This is a genomic window from Methanoculleus taiwanensis, assembly GCF_004102725.1.
Classification (GTDB): Archaea; Halobacteriota; Methanomicrobia; order Methanomicrobiales; family Methanoculleaceae; genus Methanoculleus_A; species Methanoculleus_A taiwanensis.
Window position 1 is genome coordinate 541634 of sequence record NZ_LHQS01000002.1, and the last position, 23290, is coordinate 564923.

At 56.4% G+C, this 23290-nt stretch carries 18 protein-coding genes; 8 read left to right on the forward strand and 10 right to left on the reverse strand.

Annotated features, from left to right (window positions below; all coding sequences use genetic code 11):
- Positions 1-107: 107 nt before the first annotated feature.
- Positions 108-257 carry a DUF2080 family transposase-associated protein gene (locus tag ABH15_RS07555; protein ID WP_128693751.1) on the reverse strand — a complete coding sequence of 50 codons (150 nt, stop codon included), beginning with the start codon at positions 255-257 and terminating at the stop codon, positions 108-110.
- Positions 258-393: 136 nt separating this feature from the next.
- Between ABH15_RS07555 and ABH15_RS07560 the strand changes: the two genes are divergently transcribed.
- Genes ABH15_RS07560 through ABH15_RS07570 form a run of 4 tightly spaced genes read left to right on the forward strand, consistent with a single transcriptional unit; the run spans position 394 to position 2090 of the window.
- On the forward strand, positions 394-657 hold the full coding sequence (locus tag ABH15_RS07560; protein WP_128693752.1) for a hypothetical protein: 264 nt from the start codon (positions 394-396) through the stop codon (positions 655-657).
- A complete protein-coding gene (locus tag ABH15_RS07565; protein ID WP_128693753.1) occupies positions 658-972 on the forward strand; it encodes a hypothetical protein in 315 nt (104 codons plus the stop codon).
- The gene (locus ABH15_RS13610; RefSeq protein ID WP_164913664.1) at positions 972-1121 is read left to right on the forward strand and encodes a hypothetical protein; all 150 of its coding nucleotides are present in this window, start codon (positions 972-974) and stop codon (positions 1119-1121) included. Before ABH15_RS07565 ends, ABH15_RS13610 begins: the two co-directional genes overlap by 1 nt.
- 3 nt (positions 1122-1124) lie before the next feature.
- Complete coding sequence (locus tag ABH15_RS07570) at positions 1125-2090, forward strand: ArdC family protein (protein ID WP_128693754.1); 966 nt, start codon at positions 1125-1127, stop codon at positions 2088-2090.
- Positions 2091-2514: 424 nt separating this feature from the next.
- On the opposite strand, the gene ABH15_RS07575 is transcribed toward ABH15_RS07570, so the two are convergent.
- Positions 2515-6942 (reverse strand): HEAT repeat domain-containing protein, encoded by a 4428-nt coding sequence (locus ABH15_RS07575; protein WP_164913665.1) that lies wholly within the window; start codon positions 6940-6942, stop codon positions 2515-2517.
- Positions 6939-7256: a CU044_2847 family protein gene (locus ABH15_RS07580; RefSeq protein ID WP_128693756.1), complete on the reverse strand. Its 318-nt coding sequence runs from the start codon at positions 7254-7256 to the stop codon at positions 6939-6941. Before ABH15_RS07580 ends, ABH15_RS07575 begins: the two co-directional genes overlap by 4 nt.
- Before the next feature lie 294 nt (positions 7257-7550).
- Between ABH15_RS07580 and ABH15_RS07585 the strand changes: the two genes are divergently transcribed.
- Positions 7551-7727: a hypothetical protein gene (locus tag ABH15_RS07585; protein ID WP_164913666.1), complete on the forward strand. Its 177-nt coding sequence runs from the start codon at positions 7551-7553 to the stop codon at positions 7725-7727.
- Positions 7728-8013: 286 nt separating this feature from the next.
- Here the strand turns inward: ABH15_RS07585 and ABH15_RS07590 are convergent, their stop codons facing one another.
- Positions 8014-8517, reverse strand: a complete 504-nt coding sequence (locus ABH15_RS07590; protein WP_128693758.1) for a hypothetical protein — start codon at positions 8515-8517, stop codon at positions 8014-8016.
- A 116-nt stretch (positions 8518-8633) separates the two neighbouring features.
- Between ABH15_RS07590 and ABH15_RS07595 the strand changes: the two genes are divergently transcribed.
- Entirely contained in the window at positions 8634-8882 is a 249-nt protein-coding gene (locus ABH15_RS07595; protein WP_128693759.1) for a hypothetical protein, read from the forward strand.
- Positions 8883-8897: 15 nt separating this feature from the next.
- Here ABH15_RS07595 and ABH15_RS07600 read toward each other — a convergent pair whose 3' ends face one another.
- Both ABH15_RS07600 and ABH15_RS07605 read right to left on the reverse strand, forming a co-directional pair.
- Entirely contained in the window at positions 8898-9314 is a 417-nt protein-coding gene (locus ABH15_RS07600; RefSeq protein WP_128693760.1) for a hypothetical protein, read from the reverse strand.
- Positions 9311-9565: a hypothetical protein gene (locus ABH15_RS07605; protein WP_128693761.1), complete on the reverse strand. Its 255-nt coding sequence runs from the start codon at positions 9563-9565 to the stop codon at positions 9311-9313. Before ABH15_RS07605 ends, ABH15_RS07600 begins: the two co-directional genes overlap by 4 nt.
- A 211-nt stretch (positions 9566-9776) precedes the next feature.
- On the opposite strand from ABH15_RS07605, the gene ABH15_RS07610 reads away from it, so the two are divergent.
- Positions 9777-10904, forward strand: coding sequence for an ORC1-type DNA replication protein (locus ABH15_RS07610; RefSeq protein WP_128693762.1), 1128 nt, complete (start codon positions 9777-9779; stop codon positions 10902-10904).
- Between the two features lie 12 nt (positions 10905-10916).
- Here ABH15_RS07610 and ABH15_RS07615 read toward each other — a convergent pair whose 3' ends face one another.
- The 4 genes from ABH15_RS07615 to ABH15_RS07630 are packed head-to-tail and all read right to left on the reverse strand — an operon-like array spanning position 10917 to position 21839.
- The gene (locus tag ABH15_RS07615; protein ID WP_206633427.1) at positions 10917-13730 is read right to left on the reverse strand and encodes an ATP-binding protein; all 2814 of its coding nucleotides are present in this window, start codon (positions 13728-13730) and stop codon (positions 10917-10919) included.
- Positions 13727-15409, reverse strand: a complete 1683-nt coding sequence (locus tag ABH15_RS07620) for a GmrSD restriction endonuclease domain-containing protein (protein WP_128693763.1) — start codon at positions 15407-15409, stop codon at positions 13727-13729. Before ABH15_RS07620 ends, ABH15_RS07615 begins: the two co-directional genes overlap by 4 nt.
- 6 nt (positions 15410-15415) lie before the next feature.
- The gene (locus ABH15_RS07625; protein WP_128693764.1) at positions 15416-18310 is read right to left on the reverse strand and encodes a DUF1156 domain-containing protein; all 2895 of its coding nucleotides are present in this window, start codon (positions 18308-18310) and stop codon (positions 15416-15418) included.
- A gap of 13 nt (positions 18311-18323) precedes the next feature.
- Positions 18324-21839 carry a helicase-related protein gene (locus ABH15_RS07630; protein ID WP_128693765.1) on the reverse strand — a complete coding sequence of 1172 codons (3516 nt, stop codon included), beginning with the start codon at positions 21837-21839 and terminating at the stop codon, positions 18324-18326.
- Between the two features lie 519 nt (positions 21840-22358).
- Between ABH15_RS07630 and ABH15_RS07635 the strand changes: the two genes are divergently transcribed.
- Positions 22359-23243, forward strand: a complete 885-nt coding sequence (locus ABH15_RS07635) for a nuclease-related domain-containing protein (RefSeq protein ID WP_128693766.1) — start codon at positions 22359-22361, stop codon at positions 23241-23243.
- Positions 23244-23290 lie beyond the last annotated feature (47 nt).

Here is a 23290-nt window from a genome sequence, read left to right on the forward strand (position 1 = left end):
CGAGTGAGGGCGCCTGAGGCACCGGACACCACGAAAAGAGCAGGGCGACGTTCCGAAGCGAGCCCCGCGAGCGAGGAATCTCGCCCGTCGGGTGGCGCCCGAAAATGTTACTCTTCCTCGACCGGATCGAGCAGGATGATCTTCACTCTTTTACCGACCCACGAGACCGGCACCATAACATGACCGCTGTTCCCGGTTTTGGTAACGGTCTTCTCCCGCACTTCGTATCCGCTGATAGTGAGTTCCACTTTATCCATACTCATTATGTAATCTTTGTATCATTAAAATCTAACCTTAATTATACATTGTATATACAATGTATAAAAGTTTAAATACTCAGCCGTCCTATACTATAATAGTGAGCGGAGAGGTGCTCACTGGAGGAATAGACAGATGACATTCAAGAAAATCGGAAGGCTGGCCCTGCACGACGGCCGGCTCCGGGTCGAGATCGACACGGTCGGATCGTTCACCTTTGACGATCACTGCCTGGTCGGCGAGGACGGACGGCGGCACGGCTACGCGATGCCGAGCACGACGGGAAAAGCGATGAACCTGCACCTGACGGGCGGAGCGCTCTGCACCGTGATCAAGTCGCAGCTCCTGCAGGTCGTCAGCGGGAATATCGGAAAAGCAGCAGTGTTCGAGGTGGCGTAAATGTCCTGCCAGACGCCAACGGCCATCCCGAACCCCTGCACAGAGAAGATCGGCGGGCAGCCCCTTAACCCTTCCGGGCGCCCCCTCTCTTTCACCGACGCGATCCCGTACCGCGACCTCTGCCGGATGGCCGCGCTCGAGGAGCGGGCGATGGAGATCGGCGGCGAGAAGAACCCGCTCTCGCAGCGGGTCGCTGCCCACCTCTTCAAGCAGGCCGAGGAGATCCTGCAGCAGTACCGCGACCTCGTCGCAGAGCACGGCCTCGAGGCCTGCGTACAGTGGGCGGCCGAGGCCGACGCACGGAGGGGACTCTGATGCCGGCGACCTGCGACGAGTGCGGCGCCGAGGTGCCGGACGACTGCTGCCGGATCAGCCGCGAGCGGGAAGAGTTCTGGGGTGCGCCGTGTTCCTACACGGTGATCACCGGCTACGTCTGCCCGGAGTGCGGGCACAGGGAGGTATGACGGATGGTCTCCGTCTACGAGGTGGTCCGGGACCGGATCATCTCGTCCCTTGCAGCCGGCACGGTACCCTGGCGGCAGACCTGGCAGAGCATGTCCCCGATGAACCTCGCCACCGGCCGGCCCTACCGGGGGATCAACCGGATCCTGCTCGCCGGCCATCCCTGGTGGGGCACCTACAACCAGATCAAGCAGCTCGGCGGCTACGTCCGGAAGGGCGAGAAGGCATCCGGGATCGTGGTCTTCTGGTCGTTCGACGAGACGAGGCGGACGGTGAGCGAGAACGGCGACGAGGTCGCGGTGGTCATGCAGCGGGAGCGGCCGCTGGTGCGCTACTACAAGGTCTTCAACCTCTCCCAGTGCGAGGGAATCGCCGTGGAGGAGGTCGGCGAGGTGCAGCCGATCGCCTCCTGCGAGGACGTGATCGCCCGGAACGCTCCCCGGGTGATCCCGGGTGAGCCGGCCTACCTCCCGAAGAGCGACCGGATCGCGATGCCGGCGCCGGACCGGTTCACCTCGGCGGAGGCCTACTACGCGGCCTTCTTCCACGAGCTCGCCCACTGGACCGGGCACGCCTCCCGGCTCGACCGGCCGGGGATCACGGGGCCGATCCGGTTCGGCAGCGAGGAGTACAGCCGCGAGGAGCTGACCGCGGAGATGGGCGCCGCGTTCCTCTGCGCGATGACCGGCACCGATCTGCCGGTGCTCGCGAACCAGGCGGCCTACATCGCCGGGTGGCTCCGGCACATCCGCGACGGCTCGGCGGCCGACGTGATCCGGGCCGCGGCGGATGCGCAACGGGCGGCGGACTTCCTCACCGGGGGCGGTGGGGAGGCCTCTTCTTTTTCGAGGGCGGGAGCGGCCGGGCGAGATTCTTTGCTCCCGGTGGTCGCTGCAGAACATCGCCCTGGTTCTTCGCGGTGTCCGGGATCGCGGGCGCCCTCACTCGCTCGGCGAGGCCTCGCTTCGTGACGGCTGTTCTCTGACCGCCGCTCGCATCTCCGGCTCCGCCGGGCATGCTCGCGGCTGGAGGTTGGGCACTCGCTACCGTTACCCGTCCTGGCAGTGGAGGTTGGCCCGGGACACGGGGTATCGCACCGGACTGCCCTCCTCCCCGGGGAGGAGGGCGGAGCGACCGGAGGGAGCGGGCGGAGGTGGGCTCTCCGGGTGGTGGAGTCGGATGGCAGTAAACGGGATCGCAGATCGCGACCGAGTTCGGTACCTGTAGAGAAGTGCCTGATACCTCTCGGGCGGTGTGGCAGGGCGAGCTTCTTTGCTCCCTGCGGTCGCGGCAGAACATCGCCCTGGTTCTTCCCGGTGTCCGGGATAGCGGGCGCCCTCACTCGCTCGGCACGGCCTCGCAGCGTGACGGCTGTTCCTGCACATTGAGTAGGTTTTATTGCACAGATACAGGGAGTGAGATCCCCATTTCATACAGTGTTTCGAGGGCATCGACTGCTGTCCGCCGCACATCCGATCTCTTGTGTTCCAGCAACTTTAGGATAAATTTGACAGTCGTCGGATCTACCTTCTCGGTAAGTTTTCCTAGGGCATACACTGCCGCAGACCTTACGCCCCTGTCTGGATCCGTCAGCAACTTTGCGATGTCCCTGACAACTTTCTGGTTTATTGCTTCTGGCAGATTCCCAAGGACATCTACTGCCATATGTCGGACACTGGGGTCCGAATGCTCCAGTAGATTTGCGATGTCCTTGACGGTCTCCTGATCTACCATCGCGGCGAGTTTCCTGATAGCATCAGCTGTCGCAGACCTTACGCCACGGTCTGGGTCCTTTAGCAATTTTGCAATTTCCTTGACGGCCTCCCGATCCACCTTTTCGAAAAATTTTCCGAAGATATCGACGATCGCATGCCGCACATCTGGATCTGTATCCTTCAGCAGTTTTGCAACGTCCTTGATGGTTTCCTGGTCTACCTTCCTGGCGAGTGTCTTGAGAAAGTAAACTGCATTAGATTGCACAAAACGATCCGGATCCTTCAGTAGTTTTGCAATGTCTTTAGTGGTCTCTGGGTTCAATGCCCCTGGAAGATTTCCGAGGGCACTTATCGCCGCATACCGCACAGTGGGATCTGGATCCTTCAGCAGCTTTGCAATGTCTCTAACTGTCTCTGGATCCACCTTCTCGGCGAGCTTTCCAAGGGCATATACCGCTTTAGATCGTACACCGCGGTTTGGATCTTTCAGCAATTTTGCAATGCCCTGAACGGCCTCTGGGGTTACCTTCTCAACGTGTTTCTCGAGGGTACTAACTGCCGCATGCCGCACATCTGGATCTGTATCCTTCAGCCTTTTTGCAATGTCTTTGATGATCTCCCGATCCCCGATATCTGGGCATTCCCCGAGGGCTTCGACTGCCGCATGCCGCACAGCGGAGCTGTGATGCTCCAAAAGCTTTGCAATCTCTCTAACGGTCTCCGGGTTTAATGCTTCCGGAAGACTCCCTAGGACACTTGCCGCTGCACGCTGCACACCGTAATTTGTATCCTTCAACAGTTTTGCAATGTTCCTGACGGTTTCCGGATCCACTGTCTCACGGAATTTCCCGAAGATTTTGACTACCGCATTCTGCACATAGGAGACCGGATCCTTCAGCAGTTTTGCAACATTCCTGACTGTCTTTGGATCCACCTTCGTCGCGAGCCTTCCGAGGGTATATATTGCCGTATGCCGCAGATCGGGATCTGTATTCCTTAGCAGTTTTGCAATGTCTCTGATGGTTTCCGGGCCTACTTTGTCGATAAGGGTCTCGAGGGCGTGCCCTGCCGCAGACCGGACACCAGGGTCAGGATCTTCCAGCAGTTTTGTAATGGCTTTGACAGTTGTCGGATCCACTTGCTTGGCGAGTCTTCCGAGGGCATAAACTGCCTTGTATCTCACATCGGGATCTGTATCTCCCAGCAGTTTTGCAACGTCTTTGGCGGTTTCTGAATCTACTTTCTTGGCAAGTTTTCCGAGGGCATATACTGCTCTAGATCGCACATCGGGATCTACATCCTCCAGCAGTTTTGTAATATCCTGAACTGTCTCTAGGCCCACCTTCTCGACGAGTTTCTCGAGAGCATCCATTATTACATATTGTGCTGAAAAATGCCCGTCCTTCAGCAGTTTTGCAATGTCTTTGATGATCTCCTGATCCCCCATATTAGGATATTCCCTGAGGGCTTCGACTGCTGCATGCCGCACAGCGGGGTCCGTATGCTCCAGTAGACTGGTGATGTCTCTAATGGTCTCCGAGTTGCCTGTCTTAGCAAGTTTCCCCAAGACATCAACTGCTACATTCCTTACATTAGGATCTGTATCCTCCAGTAATTTTGCAATACTTCTGGCGATTTCTGGATCCACTGCCTCGTGAAATTTCCCTAAGATTTCGACTACCGCATACCGCACGTCGCGATCGGGATCTTCCAGCAACTTTGCGATGTCCTTGACCGTCTCATGCTTCACCACACCCGAAAATTTACCGAGGGTACGGCCTGTTGTAGACTGCACAAGGAAATCCGGATCTTTTAGCAGCTTTGCGATGTCGCGGATGGCATCCTGATCAACCCTCTCAGAAAGTTTTCCAAAGGCATCGACTGCTGCGGATCGCACATCAGGGTCTTCAGATTTCAGTAGTTTTGCAATGTTCCTGATACCCTCCTGGTTTACTATCTCAGGGAATTTTCCGAGGACATCGATTGCCGCATGCCGCACACTGGGATCTGGATCTTTTAAGCACTGTATAATCCTGAAAATTGCCTTGTTTGTTTCATCCTCGGGGATTCTAGGAGCCCGCGCGAGTTGGATCATAGATTCTATTGCTCTTGGTTTTAGTGCAGCATCCTCGATGTCCATAAGATTTTGGAGGATTTCCTGCCAGATTTTAATGTCAATATCCCGCACTTCTGGTACGCATTCCGAGATCAAAAAGAGGTTTGAACAGATGATATTGTCTTCCTGCTGCAGCAGATCCTTGATACATTCGTTCCCTTTTATTCCTGCAGCGAATTTAATCACTTCTCTCCACTTCGGATTCCATCGTTCAGAGAAGACACGCTTATAGTAAGATTCGCCTTTTCGTTCTGTTATTAATTCCGCCGCGAGATATTCTTGGAAGGATTGATGTGTGTAATAGAAATAGTGTTCTCCCTTTTCAAGGATCAGGTTAATTGGTCCAAGATGAGGGAGTCGATCCATGCGGTCCTCGCCGATAATTTCTTCTACAAATGAGGCTGGCAACTTCTGGATTACGGGATTATCTTCGCCAAGTGAGCAGTATGAAATTTTTTTCAGATCTTTCCTAACACCCGTTGTACGACTAGCCTTTTCCCTGCCGAGTCTCCCATGCTCTGTGATGATGTGGTTTATAAACTGTTTATATAGATCGGTGCGGTTCTGTACGTCCCCAATATTTCCGGTTTCCAGCAGGTTTTTAACCATAAAAGCAAGCATAGGGATTTTTGTTAAGTGGGGAGCAAAAGAACAGACCGATCGGGAAATATCATAGTACTCACCAAAGTATCGTTTCTCATCCTCCGGGGAGTAGAGTTTTAACCTTAAAAATGGTCTTCTGAAGTCTTTCTCGAGGCCAATAACTGCAGAGGGTCGTGAACTGATGACGAAATTATTCTGACCAACGATTTGAGCAATTTCTTCCGCAATCACACTTGGAGATGTTTGATCTGAGATCTGATCGAGTCCATCCAGAAGAAATACAATTTGCCCCTTCTCAAAAAAATCAGAGAACAGATCTTCGATGTCTGCCTTGGTGACATAGTAATCCATTCGATTTGCTAATAACAGCTGCTCTCTATATCGCTCTACAAGTTTTTGTTTTAATGATTCCCACGAATTTGGTCTCCACTTTTCGAAATCAGCGCACTGGATGAATGAGGCAACAACATCGTGTTCGCTATTGAGGCGTGCGCTCAGCCAGAGCAGCAATGTGCTCTTGCCAGTGCCAACAGACGAAGAAAGAATGTACGATACGGCAGGAGGTTTTAGGTCATTTAAATCGAAGTATTCCCAAGATCTTCCATGTTCCCATTCTTCTATCCCAACAGCCAGCAATTCCCTTTTTTCTTTTTCTCTTGGTTTTTTTCCGCATTCGAGGGAAAGAGGAATAAATTCATTATTTTGTAGTTTTTGAATTTTCAGTTCTTCTTCTGCCCGTTCAGATATAGAAAATCGAATTTTTTTATACACATCATGAAATTCCTTAAGACACGGCCATTTTTTTAAAAGGGGCGTGATAGGTACAAAGGCTGCTTTATTATTGTCAATGATCTCTCTCGAAGTGATTAGCCCAACTACTTTAGTGGTTCGCGTGTTTATTACTGGACTGCCACTATAACCACTTTGCACGGCGGAAATGCTAAGTCCACTGATCTCCACGGTGGGGGTATTCCCCTCAAAAGTCGGACCGACTATTCTCCCTTCAACGTGACGACCTGATTCTTGGTAATAGCCCTCTGGATGACCAAAACTGTGACATATATCCCCGCGTTTCCATCGACCGTATACATCAAGGGGCAAGTATTCACTCGGTCTAGTACACCCAACTAGCTGGAGAACTGCAATATCGGCTTCCTGAATGCAATATTCTGTAATTCTTGCTATTCTTGGCTCGTTTTCTCCAGGACAGAGGACACTTACAGATTCAGTATTGTGTTCTAAATGATCCTCAATGACGTGATAGCACGTGAGTATGTATCCATCCGGATGGCAGAAAAATCCGGTGCCTGTACCTAGTAGGCAATCTGAGTTTGGCTCTAGGATGACAACGGCATACTGCCCCAAGTTGTCAAGATCAATTCTCATCATACTTGCCATTCGGCAGTAATTACTAGACTTGCCTCAGCTCCAGTCTTTACTAAATAGACGTTCCCTTCACCACTAATCTTTAAACCGAATTCAGTTATGAGCTTATTTGGCTTTTTATATTCGGGCATATCGTTGAATGTTTGAATGATGGCACCGCATAGAGTTTTAATTGGTTCAGAGAACTCACTAAAACCAATCACAATCCCGTCTGTGGTTTTAGATACTTTCCGGGGTCCAGACTCCGCATGCGCTTTTTCGTCCGCTTCGATCCAAAGTTCTGTACCGTTCACTTTGACTTTGATGAGTTTGGACATGATTCTATCACTTCGTCACGATTGTATGTGAATCAGTCTCGGCGAAGGGAATATTAATATTCTCATTTAAAACGGGTCAATTGCGATTAAAAAATCTGATTCTGGTAACTGGACATTACCGTCTGATCATGGAGTCGTTGAAACTTAGAAGATTTATTCACCGTTTAGCACCTCTTTTCCAAAAGGATGGTGCAATAACCAATCAAACGGTGCGAATTGTACATAATAAGCTTATCTCGTAAGTTACTAAGAATAAATGCGTTACATTTCACTGGGTGAGATTCTTTGCTCCCGGTGGTCGCTGCAGAACGTCGCCCTGCTCTTCTGCAGAACGTCGCCCTGCTCTTTTCCGGTGTCCGGGTCATCAGACGCCCTCAATCGCTCGGCGAGGCCTCGCAGCGTGACGGCTGCTCCTGCCCGCCGCTCGCATCACCGGCTTCGCCAGGCATGCTCGCGGCTGCTGCTCGGTAAAGCAATCCTTACATACCCGTAATCCGGGCTACATCCGCCGAGAAAACCACCCTCACAGACGCCCACAGACGACCGATCTTGAGGCGAGGCATAGTATCCATCCTTCGAAAATTACTGCCCCTCATATGGCCATTATAACTCGATGATTCTGCCGTATTTCTAGAATCAGGCCGATCTGCTTCAATGAACAATTTCACCCAAATCCGGCCTCTGAAACTGGCCTCAAAACCGGAAAATACCCGTAAAATAGCCCCCTTCCAGGATGGAAGAGAGGGGGTGTTCCCCCTCACCCGAGCGCCGGCACGCCGTCCGCCCAGGTCTCGACCGTGGTGCGGATCGCGTCGTCCTGGTAGCTCGTGATCCGGACTGCATTCCGGGAAAGCGTGACGTAGTAGATCTCGCCGGACGGGTCGTGGCACTTGAGCTGGCACGAGTAAGAGTCGTGCTCGGCGTCGCGGACGGCATCGCCGCCCATTGCGGCCGCGAGGGCCGCGTCGCCCATGATCTCGGTAGCGACGCTGCCGAACGCCGCAACGCTCGGCGCCCGTGCGGAGACCGCCCCCACACGCTTGCCGTCGTTGTCCTCGTAGTTCACCTTCGCAGTGTAGGACTCGCGGTTCCGGGTCACACCGTCATACGTGACGCCGCTCTCGATGTAGTCCACGCACCCGAAGGGGTTGTCTGCGAGCACGCTTCCGACGATAGCGTCGAAGGTGCTGACATCGGCGATCGGCAGGGAAAGTTCCCGGACCGCCGTCTTGGTGTTGCTCTTCTCGACAAAGTCTGCCATAGGCTGTTTGCTCCTGCCTGTCGAGTCCCGGGATGACAGACAATCATAAAATATTACCTCAAGTAATATTAATCTGCCTTGACTCCCTATACTCTCTCCAATGGAGGAATGCGACAATGTCGGAGGAGAAGACTACCCGGGAGCTCGTCTACGAGGTCAGCCGGGACGTGAAGTGGATCTGCAAGACGCTTGCGGAGATGAAGGAGCAGGCCGGCGACCACGAGAATCGCTTGCGAGCGATCGAGGGCTGGCGGCAGACGAAGATCGGCGAGGAGCAGCGGCTCTCGAAGATCAGCGCCGGTGCCGGCGGGCTGGTCGGTGGGGTCGTGGCGGTCATGGTGCGGGCGCTCGGCGGCGGGTGGTAGACGCCGATACTCCGCCTATACAATCGTCCGGAGCCACCGGCACTTCACGGTCAGATCATACGCTTTTTCCCGGGGGTTCCGATACTCCGCAATGAATGTTCTGGCCTCTCCCGGCGCAAGATCCCCTATCCGATAAGAGCCCGAGCCGGTGATCAAGCCGCTCGCCGGATCGGTGAACTCGTACACCACCTCGACATTCTCGGCCGGGACGACATCCTCGTTTGTTACGGTGAAGTTCCGGGTGTATACCCGAGTGGGGAGGACGCCAATATTATCCGGACCTAGATGATAGTACTCCTCTCCCTGACCAAAGGTGATCGTCAGGTTCACCGTCTCCACGGTCAGCAGGAACCCGGACGAGATGACGAGAGTTGCGGTGATCACGCATCCTGCGAGGATGAGGAGGGCGGCGCTGCGGGAGAGGCGCGTCATGCTGCTTCGTCAAGTGCTTTCGCTTCGCGGTGCCACTTCAGGCACACCCATGCTGCTACAATGAACTGAACCCCGACGAACGCGGGAACGGCATAGACCATTCCATAAAATACCGGTGTCAGCACGGGGATCAGGGAGGGGTACTCCACTGCTATAGCATAAACACCATGCGCCCCGAAGAAACTCGTGAAGGCGACGACCGCCGGCCAGAAGTTCCGTATGTGGACGATTTCCTGAAGAGTTAATTCCATGCTCCCGAGCCTCGTTTTCAATTTTGAGGCGCTGGCATTTAACCCTGCCCCTGTACGCCCTCCCAAAACCGCTCCATTTCCGGTGCTGGTTACCGCCTGTGAGTCTCTCCGATTGATCACACGGAGGCTCAGCGCGGCGGGCTCCTCTCATCGTTCACTTTCACTGAGCGCGGGGCTCCCTCCTAAATAGGGACGGCCCCACGATCCTTGTATGCAGAAGCGGTTCCTTCACGCCGACCAGACGCTCTTTCGGGACGTCGACGTCTTTGAGATCGACCATGTTCCAGACCTCTTTGACTACCGCGAGAAACAGCTCGATGAACTCGCCTTTCAGATCCGACCGGCACTCCGGGGCGGCCGGTCGCTGAACGCCGTCTGCCGTGGGCTGCCCGGCACCGGGAAGACGACGAGTGTGCTCCGGATCTTCACTGAGCTCGAGCAGGCCACGAAGAAGGTGCTGCCGGTCTATGTGAACTGCCAGAACGACCGGACGAAGTATATGGTCTACTCCCGGATCTACGCGAAGATCTTCGGCCACGCTCCGCCGCGGACCGGGCTCTCGATCCGGTCGGTGATGGACGCGATCGGGGACGCCCTGCAGAAGCGGGAGATCAGCCTGCTGGTCTGCCTGGATGATGCGAACCTCCTGCAGTACAACAGCACACTCAATGATGTCTTGAACTCCCTGCTCCGGCTGCACCAGGACTACCCGGGGGTGCGGGCTGGAGTCTTCGCGATCGTCAGCGATATGGATCTCGACCTCGGCCGGGAGCTCGATGCCTGGGTGGTCTCGGTCTTCCGGCCGACGATGATCTACTTTCCGATCTATGATGCCGACGAGATCCGGGGCATCCTCCGCGAAAGGGTCCGCGTCGGCCTCTACCCGAATGTCGTCTCGCCGGAGATGCTCAACCGCATCGTCGAGCAGACGATGGAGACGGGCGACGTGCGGGTGGGGATCGATCTCGTGAAGCGGTCGGTCATGTATGCCGAGGCGGCCGGGCGCACGGCGGTTCTCAAGGAGGACGTCATGGCCGCTTACGAGCAGGCGAAGCACGTCCATCTCGCCTTTACCATCCGGTCGCTCTCGGCGGGCGAGCGGCGGCTGCTCCGGCGGATCGCGGAGCTCTCACGGGAGCAGACCGAGCCGCTCACCTCCGGTGCGGTCTACGCGGAGGTGAAGGGCACGCTGAAGATCGGCTATACGGCGTTCTTCAAGCGGTTGTGCAAACTCGACTCGCTGCGGCTGGTCACCCTGATCCGGGTGCAGTCAGGCGGGCGGTCGAGCGAGATCATGCTGCGGTATGAGGCGGAGAAGGTGGTGGAGGTGTGTGGGTGAAACCTGCCTCTCTTACTCTCCTTCAAATTCTGCGGGATCTATTCTGAGGACATTGCAGTTTTCCCGTATTGCCCGTTGCAGGTTTTCGTCAAATCCTTTATCGTCCTTCGCTTCGATCTCGATTTTGATTGTGACGCTCGCACTCGGCCGCGAGGTAAACTGCGTGATCACTTCGTCCACGATCTGGCTGAACGCTATCTTCGCTGTGATCGGATCGATCTCTACGCACCCGTAAAACCGATTCTTTACCCGGGATACGGGCGGCAGTGGGGGAGGTGGTAGGGGAGGTGTTCCACCGCCTCTCTCATTATCACCATCGGGAATCGGTGGCTTGACTGGCTCAGGCGGCTCGGGCGGCTTGATGCTCTCCTCATAGACCGCCGCGGCGGAGGGCTCGATCAGGAGGAGGGCATCGTCGACGACGATCGATCTTCTGCCTTTCCCGAAGGTGAAGCCGATGTACTTCTCCCCATCTTTTCCCGCCGCGAGGCCGAAGTAATCTTTTGTATCCGTCCCTGTCTCGATTGTCCGCTTCAGGACGTCCTTGTTCAGAAGGCGGGGAAGGTAGAGGTAACGGCAGGTGTTCTCCCAGAATTCGCCGGCCTTCATCTCCGTGTCGGCGTCGTTCCAGAACCACCTCTTGAGCAGGCTGGAGAGGTGAATGGGCGCCCACTCGGTGATCAGAGCCTCGTTATCCTTCAGGACTCGCTCGATCTCCTCGACCGGCCTTTCGGCACCGGGATTGATAGAGTAAGGCTCCAACTCAATGTCGGATGAGGTCTTACCGCCCGTGATCTCCTGCACCGGCACGAGCAGCCAGCGGTAGGTTTCCCGGATCCCCCTTGTCACCGTCCGGCGAGCCATCTCAAGGTTGCTCTCCGCGCTCTTCGCCATCAGGTTGTCGAGCACGATCCGGTTCTCCCGGTAGTCGGAGACGATCGAGGCCCATGCCAGCATCGAGCGGATGTGGTCGGTGAGCAGGCGCACGTTATCGGCGTCGGCGGCGAGGAAGACGAGGCGATTCTGCCGGTGCCGCGGCTGGTCGCCCCGCTTTCTGAGGTACTCGGTGGCGCAGGTCTTCGCCATCTGAACATCGCTCTTCCCGTAGTAAGCGTGGGGGGGGAGAGCGATCAGCCGGAGGGCCGAATCGTCGGGGATGTCACCACTGTTGGTGAAGATGTGTACACCGTCGAAGACCCCCTTTGCGATGGCCTTCTTCACCCCCTCCTGCATGGCCGGGATGATCTCTTCCTTTTCGTCGAAGCGTTTCTTCCGCTCCTCCATCTCGCGCCGGAGATTGGGGCGGATGTCGAACCAGTAACGGCCTTCTGCGCTGTTCAGGTAGTAGAGGCGGTCGGAAAGCCGGCGGAGGGCGTCCCGGAAGGCGCTCGTCTGCTGTCCGGGCTGGACGCTGCCGAGGAGGACCCGCTCCTCCTCGATCCCCTGCACCATGCGGTTCGGCGTCCCCGGGGCGCTGCCGAGGAAGACCGTCCTCGCCACCCGGCGGCAGGCCTGCAGGCTTCCGAACCGGGTGTCGCGGCTCTCGATCGCGGTCGTCTCCGCACGGTCGCCGTCGATGTCGCGCTCGAGCACCGGATCCCAGCCCTGTGGGAGGTAGTAGATCATTTCGTTGCGGGTGCTGCCGTCGTAGAGAGGCAGACTGCCGGGCATGATCAGGAGATCGTTGTTGCCGTCCTTCCAGAGGCGGTGGATCACCTTCGCCATCAGTTTCAGGACGCCGCGGGTGCGCTGGAAGTTATCGAGGGACGACCAGTCATCATAGAGCCGGTCGAAGACCTCGGGGTGGATCGGGTAGGCATTGACGAGCCGCTGATAGTAGCGGCTCTCCTGCGTCTCCCGCGGGAACTCAGGTCCCGAGTCGATGTAGAGATCAGCGAACGAACGGCAGACCGCCTCTGCGGCGGCGGTGTCCGTGATCCCGGAGAAGAGCCGTCGCCTGACGATCTCGAAAGCCTCCTCGGCGGCGACCGGTTTCCAGAGCGCCTGCACGCGGCCGAAGTAGTGCTCAAGGGTGCGGAGTGTGGCGACACCCTGCCGGCTCCCGGCCTCCTGATCCGATTCGGGGAGGGAGGCGAGCAGAACGGCGTTCGGCACTGCCTTCACCGCCTCGGTGAGGGCCTGCATGAAGGATATGTTGGTGTCGTAAGTCCCGCCGGCGAGCTTCGTCTTCTCGTCGAACTGCCTGATGTAGGCGACGAGTTCGTCCATCAGAATGACACAGGGGGCGTATCTGGCGAGGAGGCGGGCGAGCGTTTCCTTGCCCGGGGAGGTGCCGGACTCGTCGGCATCCCGGATCTGCTCGTAGGCCTCTTCGCCGCCGAGCTGCCAGGCGAGGTCGCCCCACATGGTGTTCACTTTAATGCTTCCCCGCTCGTCCGGCATGTTCGGGGAGAGTTTGGTGCCGTCGATAACGACGACCCGTGCCTTTGGGAGGTCGATGACGCCGGCGGCGTCGAGGATCGGGGGGACACCCTGCAGGTCAGCCGCTGGCACAGTGCCGCGGGCGAGGTGGTAGACGGCGAGCATGGTGTGCGTCTTGCCACCGCCGAAGGCCGTCTGGAGCTGGATGACCGGGTCGCCGCCAGTGCCGGTGATCCGTTTCACTACCGAATCGAGGAGAAGGCGTATCCCCTCGGTGATGTAGGTGCGCCTGAAGAAGAGCACTGGGTCGCCGTACTCGGGGCTTGCGGTGCCGGTGTGGACGCGGGAGAGGTCGGCCGCAAACTCCGCCTGCTGGAAGGTCCCCTTCAGGACATCTTCGTGGGGTGCGGCGATCTCCCGCCAGGGTCTGAGTGTCATGGTCATTCTGATTTATACCCCTGAATCATGTATCCGAATTTCTCAAGGATGAGCTTCTCTCTCTCCTCGATAAATTTCTCATAATTGTCAAGTTTCCAGAGTTCGGGTTTCCTCGGGATCAGGTGCATGTCAAGGTAGGCATCATCCTTGTCAGCAAACCATTCGTTCGGAGGTATGTCCCGTTTTCCCGAAAATCCGTTCTCATCCGCGGTGAGGAGCATGAGATTGGCAAGCTGGTCGCGATCTTCCTGGTAATATCTGAGAAGATTCCGTTTCCCGTTTTCCGGATTGACTTTCTTTACTGTTCTGAGGAGAGACTGCGGGAAGATATGATCAACCTGGGGGAGGTTGTCCTCATACGCTGGCGTGTAGTTGAAATGCCTATACCAGAGGTTGAAGATGAGGTGGATATTTTTTGATCCGTAGTACTGCCCGAAAATGGTGTTCTCCGTCAGTTCCAGGCTGCGTCCGTCTTCGCGGATGATGCCGAAGATCTCATTCACATCAAACTCTCCAGTGGAGCTGATAGCCTTCGCACAACGGTCGATTAGATTGTCGGGCGTTCCGCTAAACGCTCCGCTGAGGAGTGTCCGGAGGAGGTATTCGTCGAGGTTCCGTACCGTACCCCATTTTTCGGGGAAGTGGTAGCGGAAGTATATGAGGGGGATGAGGACGAGATAAGACGGCATTGCCTTGTCCGTCCGTATGAAGGTCTTGCCGTAGAGGTAATCCCTCACGTCGCGGATGGCTGAAGAGATGCCCTCCCATTTGTCAATGAGTTCCTGCCTGGTACCTTCATCACGGAACTTTTTGACTTCGTATGATGCCCCTTTGTTGAGGAGTGTCAGGCAGGTTTTCAGGACAAAGTCACGGGTAAAGTCATAGCCGACGCGGTTGAGATCGTCGAGCAGTTCTTCCATCTGCTCATCCGCAGCCTCCCACGATGATGTCAGGAGAGAGAAGAGCAGATCGGATTTGCCGAGGCGTGTTCCTCCCGAGTTGGCGCGGATGAAGATCTCGACGACATCATCTTCCCTGTAGGCGTCCGCGTTATCAACGCTATCGAGCTCCTGGTAGACCACCAGTTCTTCGTTGATGAACTGTTTTGCGATGCGGGCCACATTGTCTTCGATGCGCTCCTCTTCTGCTTCGGTCAGATCTCGCCCGGCATTTTTGATAGTTGATTTGGCGATCCTGCTTGAGAGTTCATTGCTGAAGACCAGATCCTTGAATTTGATCCAGGGGAATACAGCCTTTTCGGCATCTAAAAACTGGAATTTATAGCGGATGTCCTCCGGTGCAACGAGATCGCCACTGAGTACATCAAAATACATCTCACGCTTCTCATAGCTTCCCCGGAGACCGATGAAGAGGCTTTGCAGTCTCTGCTGGCCGTCGAGGACGAGAAGTTTGGTTTTGTCATCTTCGGGAACGTAAAAGTCGGTGAGACGGAGGGTGCTTCTGTAGTTGTCGATGAATTTCCGGCGGCGGATGCGGGACTTGGTGCGCCATACGAGGAGGGTGCTGATAGGGTACTCCCGCATGATGGAGTCGAAGAGGCGCTCTATCTGGTCTTCTCTCCAGACGAACGGCCGCTGAATGTTCGGCAGCCAGAAGCCTCCGTCTCTCTCCTCATTATTGAGGTAACTGACCATCTTTCGGATGGTCTCTTTTTGGTTTTTCATACGTCATCAGCCCCCGTAGGAGGAAAGTGTCTTTTGCGGTGTTTTCTCGATCACGACGGCCGTCTGTGCCTCGACGGCTCCCCATGAGGCGATCAGTTCGTTGTACGGGCGGGCGTCTTCGGCCCAGCCTTTCCGCTCGCAGAGGGTGTAGAGCCGGTACGCGAGCTGCCGGATCGCCGATGCCCGGCCGGGCATGCGGGCGAGGAGGGCGGCTGCCTCGGGTTCCCCGCCGCCGCACTGGTGGACGCGGATTAGGTGGTGGAGCGCCTCCCAAACCGGTGTCCGGCTGTCGGTCTCCGGCGACCAGTCTTTCGGGTACGCCGACCACTTCATGAGCCGCACCTTTCCAGCGCCGGCCTCGACGACGCCTGCCTCCCGAACGCCGTCGACGGTGGTGCCCCGGGCGCGGGCGAGGACATCGGCTTCGCCGAACTTCCCCTCTTTCCAGCCGTTCTCCTCGAACCAGCCGAGACAGAAGCGGGTGTCAGCGTCGAGGTCGCCGCTATCGTCCGAGAAGTAGGTATCCAGTTCGCGGTTGATGAGCACGAGGGCGTCGTGCACCGGCATCCGGGAGCCGTCCGCCTCAAGGACAGCGGAGTACTGTGAGAAGACTCCCATCCCCGGGCCTATCGCCGCCTGTGCAAGATCGACGGGGGCGATCGAGGAGGCGGTCATCTCGTCGAGTGCCTCGGGGAGTGCCCGCTTTAGCTCGCGGAGGAACTCTTTGCGAGAGACGGCAGGAGTGTCGGGGTCGCGCCTGCGGCAGACGAGGACGACCGAGGAGGCAAGGGCATTAGTATCCATACCTACAGGTCTATTACCTAACTCAGTACGCATTGGCCATGTACCAGTGACGGCGAATCCCGCCTTTATTACTGCTTCAAGGAAAGATTCCCAGCCATTGGAGGCAGTATCACCCCCCTTCGTTTCCGACTGTTTGAAAGCATAGTAGATTGTCACCGGGAAAGCGGGGTGTGCTTGCTCGGCAAGACGGCGCATCGCTTCAGTCATCCCTTGCATGAAGAATAATTCGGCCTTCTCCTTTGAGCCGTGGCGATAGGGTGTCGCCACCAGTTCTTCGGCCTTTGGGACAGCCATCGTGGCAAAGAGCGAGGGGAGGACCGGTTTTAAAGAGTGGCGAAGCCAGACATAGAAGAAGTCGGAAAGGTCTGAGTAGCCGATGTTGTCGTAGTAGGGAGGATCGGTTGAGACGACATTGTTTTTGGATATTATTTGATTCGAGGCATCAGATTGAAGGCAAAAACCATGATCATTGCAAGGGAGGCGATCGATCACCTTTGACAATGTGTTTAAGCTGACGCCATAATCTCCTGCAGCATTAGCAAATATGTTTGGCTCAGCAAAATCCCAAACCATGGGAATAGCTTGTCGACCAAAAAGGTTCCGGACTTGAGTTTTTGACACTTCCCACCGGCAAAGAGCATTACAGATATCGCTGAGACGGCTCAATCCCAATCCAAGATACACCGCCACCGCATCCGCATACGCCGCCGCCCCGTCGCCGCCAGCCTCCAGCCTCCGGTCGTCGTCAGGCATGCCGGCGGCGAGGGCGTCGTTATGCACCCACTCCCGAGCCTCGCTCACAAGGTCGGAGATGGTAGTGAGGGCGACGAGCTGGCGGGGAGTGAAATAGTCTCCGAAGGTGTGGAAGCCGTAACGTCGCCCCTGTGCATTGCTTGCGAATGTCCCTCTGCATGGTGTCTCTGGTTTCCATGATGTTACTGCTGATACGGCGACTTTCTCCATATCAGCGAAGGGAGAGAGACAGACTCGACCTCTTCTCCCTTCTGCGACGATAGCTATCAACCGGGCTCCCATTCTCCCAGCATTTGCTTCATCGTCGATGTAGGAATAACTCATTGGGGTATTAGACAAGAGACATCTAAAGCTTCCTCTGGATAATTTAGTCCCTGTTTTAACCTGATCGGGATTTTTTGGCCTTCCCACCTTTACAGAAAACCGATAGGTGTTTCCTTCAATTACTGGCTCAATATAGACTTCCTTCCCTTGTTTGGTTGATAGCCAGAATGTTGAGACGAGCGGCACCTCAATATCTCGATATGCTGGGTTTGGGCTTCGTACCGTCCTTGCCCAGAGCCAGGCGATCACCGTCAACTCCTCGCCGACATACTCCTTCAGATCTGGTCGCTCCTCTGCCATCTCCGCTGTTATCCGGACCTCCGGGTAGAGGTGGCCGATCCGTTTCTCGGCCTCGTCGCGCATCCACTGGCCGTAATACCGGACATCCTCGGCGAGCCCAGCAGCACCCTTCCACTCGGTACCGACCCGCTTCTGCTTTCGGCTCTCCGGGTTCACCGGTGGCCGTCCGGCAAACTTCGGCGGGATCTCGATCATCGCTTTGTTGATCAGCACCGCCACCGGATTCAGGTCGGATGCCCAGGCCTCAAGGCCGAGCCGCTGCGCCTCGAGGGGAATCGCCCCGCCGCCAGTGAACGGGTCATGAAACGCGGGCAACTTGTCGGGGTTGAAGAGTTCCTTCGCCTGCGGATGGTTTCTGTTCAGGGTGCAGGTTTCCCGCCAGCTCTTCAGGATCTCCGCCCTCGCCTCTGCAAGCACCGCCTCGTTCGTGGTGTTCTCCCAGAGGACGAGCTTCTTCATGATCTCGAAGAGGCGCTTCCTCTCAGCTTCGGCCTTTTCCTTATTCACACCCCGGCCAAGCTCCCGCTCATAGCCGGGATCGTTGACGAGCTGTGCAAACAGCACCGCACGGGCGGCTGCCAGTGGTCGCCGTGCCCACCAGAGATGGAGAGTAGAGGGGTGACCGTGGCGGATTGACTTCTCCCGCACCGAGGCGACATTAATCTCGTCCAGTGGCAGCGCGACCTCAATCAGTTTCTTCGGTATTTTGACAGTATCCATAGCAGTCCCTGCATTATTGTGGCCGTTCCGCCCTATTGAGGAGTTTAGCGAGATCGAAGTTCTCGCTCGTCACCGCCCAGCCCGGTTCACGGTCGAACGGCTCTCTGATGTAAAACGGTCCTTCGTAGTCCTCGCCGTCCACCAGTACAATGGCGAGCACGAACTTATCAGCCTGGTTGAGGCCGTAGATGATCTCGTTACGCAATACTGTTATAGTAGTCTGACCCTTCGCCCGGCCTTTCACCTCGATATGGCGTGTCATCGGTGGTGTTCCGTCGGTCTCCGGCAGGAGGACGGTGATGTCCCAGCCACACTTCTCGGCCGAGACGTCGATCACCTCGTGGCCGAGGGCACGCTCGGCCTCCATCACCGCCCGCATTGCCACCATCTCGACATGCTTCCGGGCGGCGGCATCAATGGTGGTCACCTCGCCCCGGCATGCCGCCAGCAGCCCGGCCGGGATCACCAGCGCGCCGCCGGCGATCACCGGTGTCGCCGAGATGACATGCCGCATTGCCGCCAGATCGCGCTTCCTCCGCTCCAGCCGCGTCGTGAGGTCGTCCACCGTCCGGCGGGCGTTCTCGAGGTTCATCCGAACCTCCTTCCCGGCCCGGTGGTCGTCCTGCAGTTTGAGGTACCGGTCCTGCCAGAAATTGATCTCCTTCACCAGCCGCGCCTGCACCGCTGCGAGCGTCCGGTCAGCCATCCGTTCCCGCCGTGCCTTCACCTCTTCAAAGTGTGCCGGCACGAGCCGCTCGGTGGCATACCCGAGAGCCATCCGTTCGAGGTCGCTGCTGACCCACGGCGAGGCCAGGACGTCGGCAACCAGCTCCCGCTCCTCGTCGCTGATCGGCTGCAGGTCGAGGTGGGGTGCCCAGCCGGCATTCTCCGCCCGTCCTTCGGCATCGATCGCCACGAACTGCATTCGCCGCGAGACCGTGCGGTTCTCGTCGTTCCCGTCCCGCACCCGGTGATCGATGATGAAGAGCACCCGCGGCGTCACGCCGGGATCGTTTGGATCGACCAGCACCGCTCCCTGCCGCAACTTCGGCCGGTGCGCCTCCAGCACGAGATCGGTCACCGCCTGCATCAGCGGATGGCCTGGGTGGATCAGCGCCGCCATCGGTGCCCCCACGCGGTCGAGCAGCCGGACGTACTGCTTCTCAAAACAGATCCGCTCGTAGCGTTTCATCACCGGCTGCAGATACCGCCGGTCACGCCCGGAGAGCTGCCGGTCACGATCGCGGATCGCCGCCGGCACATGGGTGATCTCCCACCGCCCGGGCTCCCGGGGGCGCAGTTCACCCCCAAGTAACTCATATGCCCGGGTAAAAAACGCCCTGATGAAGTAGGGCTGCAGTTTCCTCGCCTCCGCCTTCTCCATCTCGGCCTTGATCGCAAACAGCCGCCCCTCGTCCATCACTACCTCGCAGAGGGCGTTCTGCCGCATAATCTCCCGCAGGTGCTCGGTATCGAGGGCACCCTCCACCCGCTGCAGGAGCTTCGCCCGCACCTCGGGATCGTCGCCGTACCGGATCGCCTCGATCAAAAGATCACGCAGGCTCCGATCGTCGAAGACATCGCCGAGAATGTCGAAGACCCGGCCCCCGAGCGCCTGTCGCTCGGTCTCCAGCTTCAGAAGCAGCCGCTGGAAAACATCGCCTTCCCGCGTCTCGGCCGCCACTAGGTTCCAGAGACGACAGACCTCGGTCTGCCCGATACGGTGGATCCGACCGAACCGCTGCTCCAGCCGGTTGGGATTCCACGGCAGGTCATAGTTCACCATCAGGTGGGCGTTCTGCAGGTTCACACCTTCGCCAGCCGCATCGGTGGCGACGAGGATCCTGACTGCCGGATCGCTCCTGAACATCTCCTGCTTCTTCCGCCGCTCCTCACGCCGGTCGCTGCCGTCGATAGTGGCGACCGCCTCCTCGGACCCGAGCAGCCCGCGGATCCTCGTCGCCAGGTAGCGGAGGGTGTCCTTGTACTCGGTGAAGATGATCAGCTTCCGCTGCCGACCGCCCTCCTCGTGCATCTGCGGTGTCTCCTGCAGGAGCCTCGAGAGTTCGTCCCACTTCCGGTCGTGCCCTGACCGAACGACCTGCCTGGCCTGTTCCTCCAGCCCTTCGAGGATCCGGATCTCAGCCTCCAGTTCATGGATCGTCCGCGAGGCGGTTGCCTGATCGACGACCTCCTCCTCGTACTCCTCGTACTCGCCGGCCGCCATCTCCTCTTCGGCGTCCCAGACATCACCGTTCGTCCGGACGTCAAGGAGCGTCTCGGCGAGTGCCCGACCGCGTGAATCGAGCTTCATCTCCTCCACACGGCGCTTCAACCGCTCGCGACGGCGCTTCAGCGACTGATAGATCGCCTCCGGGCTCGATGCCAGCCGCCGCTGCAGTCCGGTGAGGGCGAACCCGACCGCCCCTTTCCGCTGGTTATTCTCTATCCGGTCGGCCTTGTTCATCTCCTCCCGCACGTACTGCGTGACCTGCTGATAGAGGGCGCCCTCCGCATCGGAGAGGGTATAATTGACCGACTCCGCGATCCGCTCGGGGAACAGGGGTGTCCCGTCGAACTTCAGGAGGTCCTCCTTCACCATCCGGCGCATTAGATCCGAGACGTCCACCTTATGGGCGCCGTCCCTGAACTTCCCATAGAACCGATCCGCGTCCAGCAGGGAGAGGAAGAGCTGGAAGTCCTCCTCCTTCCCGTTGTGCGGCGTCGCTGTCATCAGGAGCAGGTTTCGGGTATGGGCGCCGAGCAGTTCCCCAAGCCTGAACCGCTGCGTTCGGTTCACCTTCGAGCCGTAGTACGTCGCCGACATCTTATGGGCCTCATCCACGACCACGAGGTCCCACTGTGTCCGGCCGAGTTTCTCCTGGAGCTCATCGTTCCGAGAGAGCTGATCGAGCCGGGCGATCAGCAGGGGATGGTCGTCGAACGGGTTGCCGCTCGGCGATTGTTCCGCAAGGTCGCGGGAGAAAATGGTGAACGCAAGGCCGAACTTCTCGTACATCTCATCCTGCCACTGCTCCACAAGGCTTCCCGGAGCGACGATCAGAATACGCTCGGCATCCGCCCGCATCAGAAGCTCCCGAATCAGCAGGCCGGCCATGATCGTCTTGCCGGCGCCGGGATCATCCGCCAGGACGAACCGGAGCGGCTGCCGGGGCAGCATCGACTCGTAGACCGCCGTGATCTGGTGGGGGAGCGGCTCGACGTTCGAGGTATGCACCGCCATCATCGGGTCGAAGAGATAGGCAAGGTCGATCCGGTAGGCCTCCGCAGCGAGCTTGAACTCCTCGCCGGGTGCGTCGAACGCCCACGGCCGCCCGGCCTTTGCGAGGGAGAGCGAGGGCTCTTTGGAGCGGAAGAGCATCTGCTCCTTCACCTGCCCGTCGGCTGTCTTGTAATAGACCGTCAGCGCGTTCTCGCCCACCGGATCGGTTGATACAATACGCACGATCTGGCCGGGTTCGATACCGTTAACGGTCGCATCTTTTTTTATGTCTTCCAGTCGTAGCATGGGCTGATACGTCTCCGTTCTGCGATCTTCTGCACATCCAATAGGGAGAGGGGCGGAAACATCGCCCATTTCCGGTGAATGGTAAATTATGGACGTTCACTATCCGTCTGCAGGGCGGATCTCTGTCTCCTGAAGTTCCCTTTGTTTGCGGGACAGGATTATCGTTTCGGTTTCTTCAGAGCCCTGAGAATCTAAATGGTATCTATTCCAGTGATCAATATGGAGAATGGAGAGAACAGGCGAGCGTTACCCATCTTTCCTACAGTAGAGCACATTTTTTACGGGTGTTTAGGAGAGATGTACCCGCAATTATCAGAATTAGTATTCCTTGCCCGCTCGGCATCTTCACTAGAATGGATGGTAATCTCAACGCCACCCATCCTTCAATGACCGATTACCCAAAGTCCCTTAAATGCCCGGAATAAAGCCATTAACCAATTCAATAATCTCCAAATATAATCTCAGCCACAATTGCCAAGTAAAAGAAATTATAACCGATGTCAACCAACCAAATTGAGAATGGCACGTTTATATCGAAGTAATAGAGATTTTCTCAATAAAAAAATTGAATCCGAAAAGCAACAGCGAATCGAAGAAAACAAGCTGATTCAAAAAGAATATGATGATAGGGTAAAAGCTGCTGGTATCAAGCAAGTAGAGAATTTAAGGGCAAAACAGGATAATATTGCACTACATTGCGTAGCTTCGTTTATTGCCATACTTTTCTTGCAAGCCGTCACAATTCCGATTGTGAGTCATTTTGGAAGTATAATACTCGTTCTTTATATCTGTATTTTAATACTGTCAGTTTTCGGTCTTAAAACGCCTGAAATTGAAGTTGAACCTCCGAAGTTCAAAGAAGGTAGCTCTGCAGCGGAGAAAGGTAAAGAGGGCGAAGAAACAGTTTTAGAATACTTATCGCGGTTACCCGAGGAGTATATAGTTATCGATGATATTGTAATTGAAAAATATCAGGGGAATATTGACCATGTAGTTATAGGTCCGACTGGCATTTTTGTCATAGAGACTAAAAACTGGTCATATCGAAAGATTCGGCAAAGATCTGGCGTATGGTATAGCGTAAATAACCATGTGGAAAATAAAATTCCATATAAAACAGACCCAGTAACACAAGTTCTTGGAAACGCCATCCGACTACGTGAGGAACTACAACGAAAACTATCGACTGCTGAATGGATAGAGGCAATCGTCGTCTTTACAAACCCGCTTATGGAATTCCAAACGTCGCAGTCACGTAATGTCAGTATTCTAAAACCATATGAGTTAAACGAAGAAATCTTACGGAACAAAAAAACAGTTGGTCAAGAGACTATTCAGAAAGTATCAGAATATCTTATTAAGAATTACACCAGTGAGACAACTCACGAATTTACAATGACATAAACAAACCGCTTAAAAGTATCGAAACTCTATCCATACCCAATGCTCAC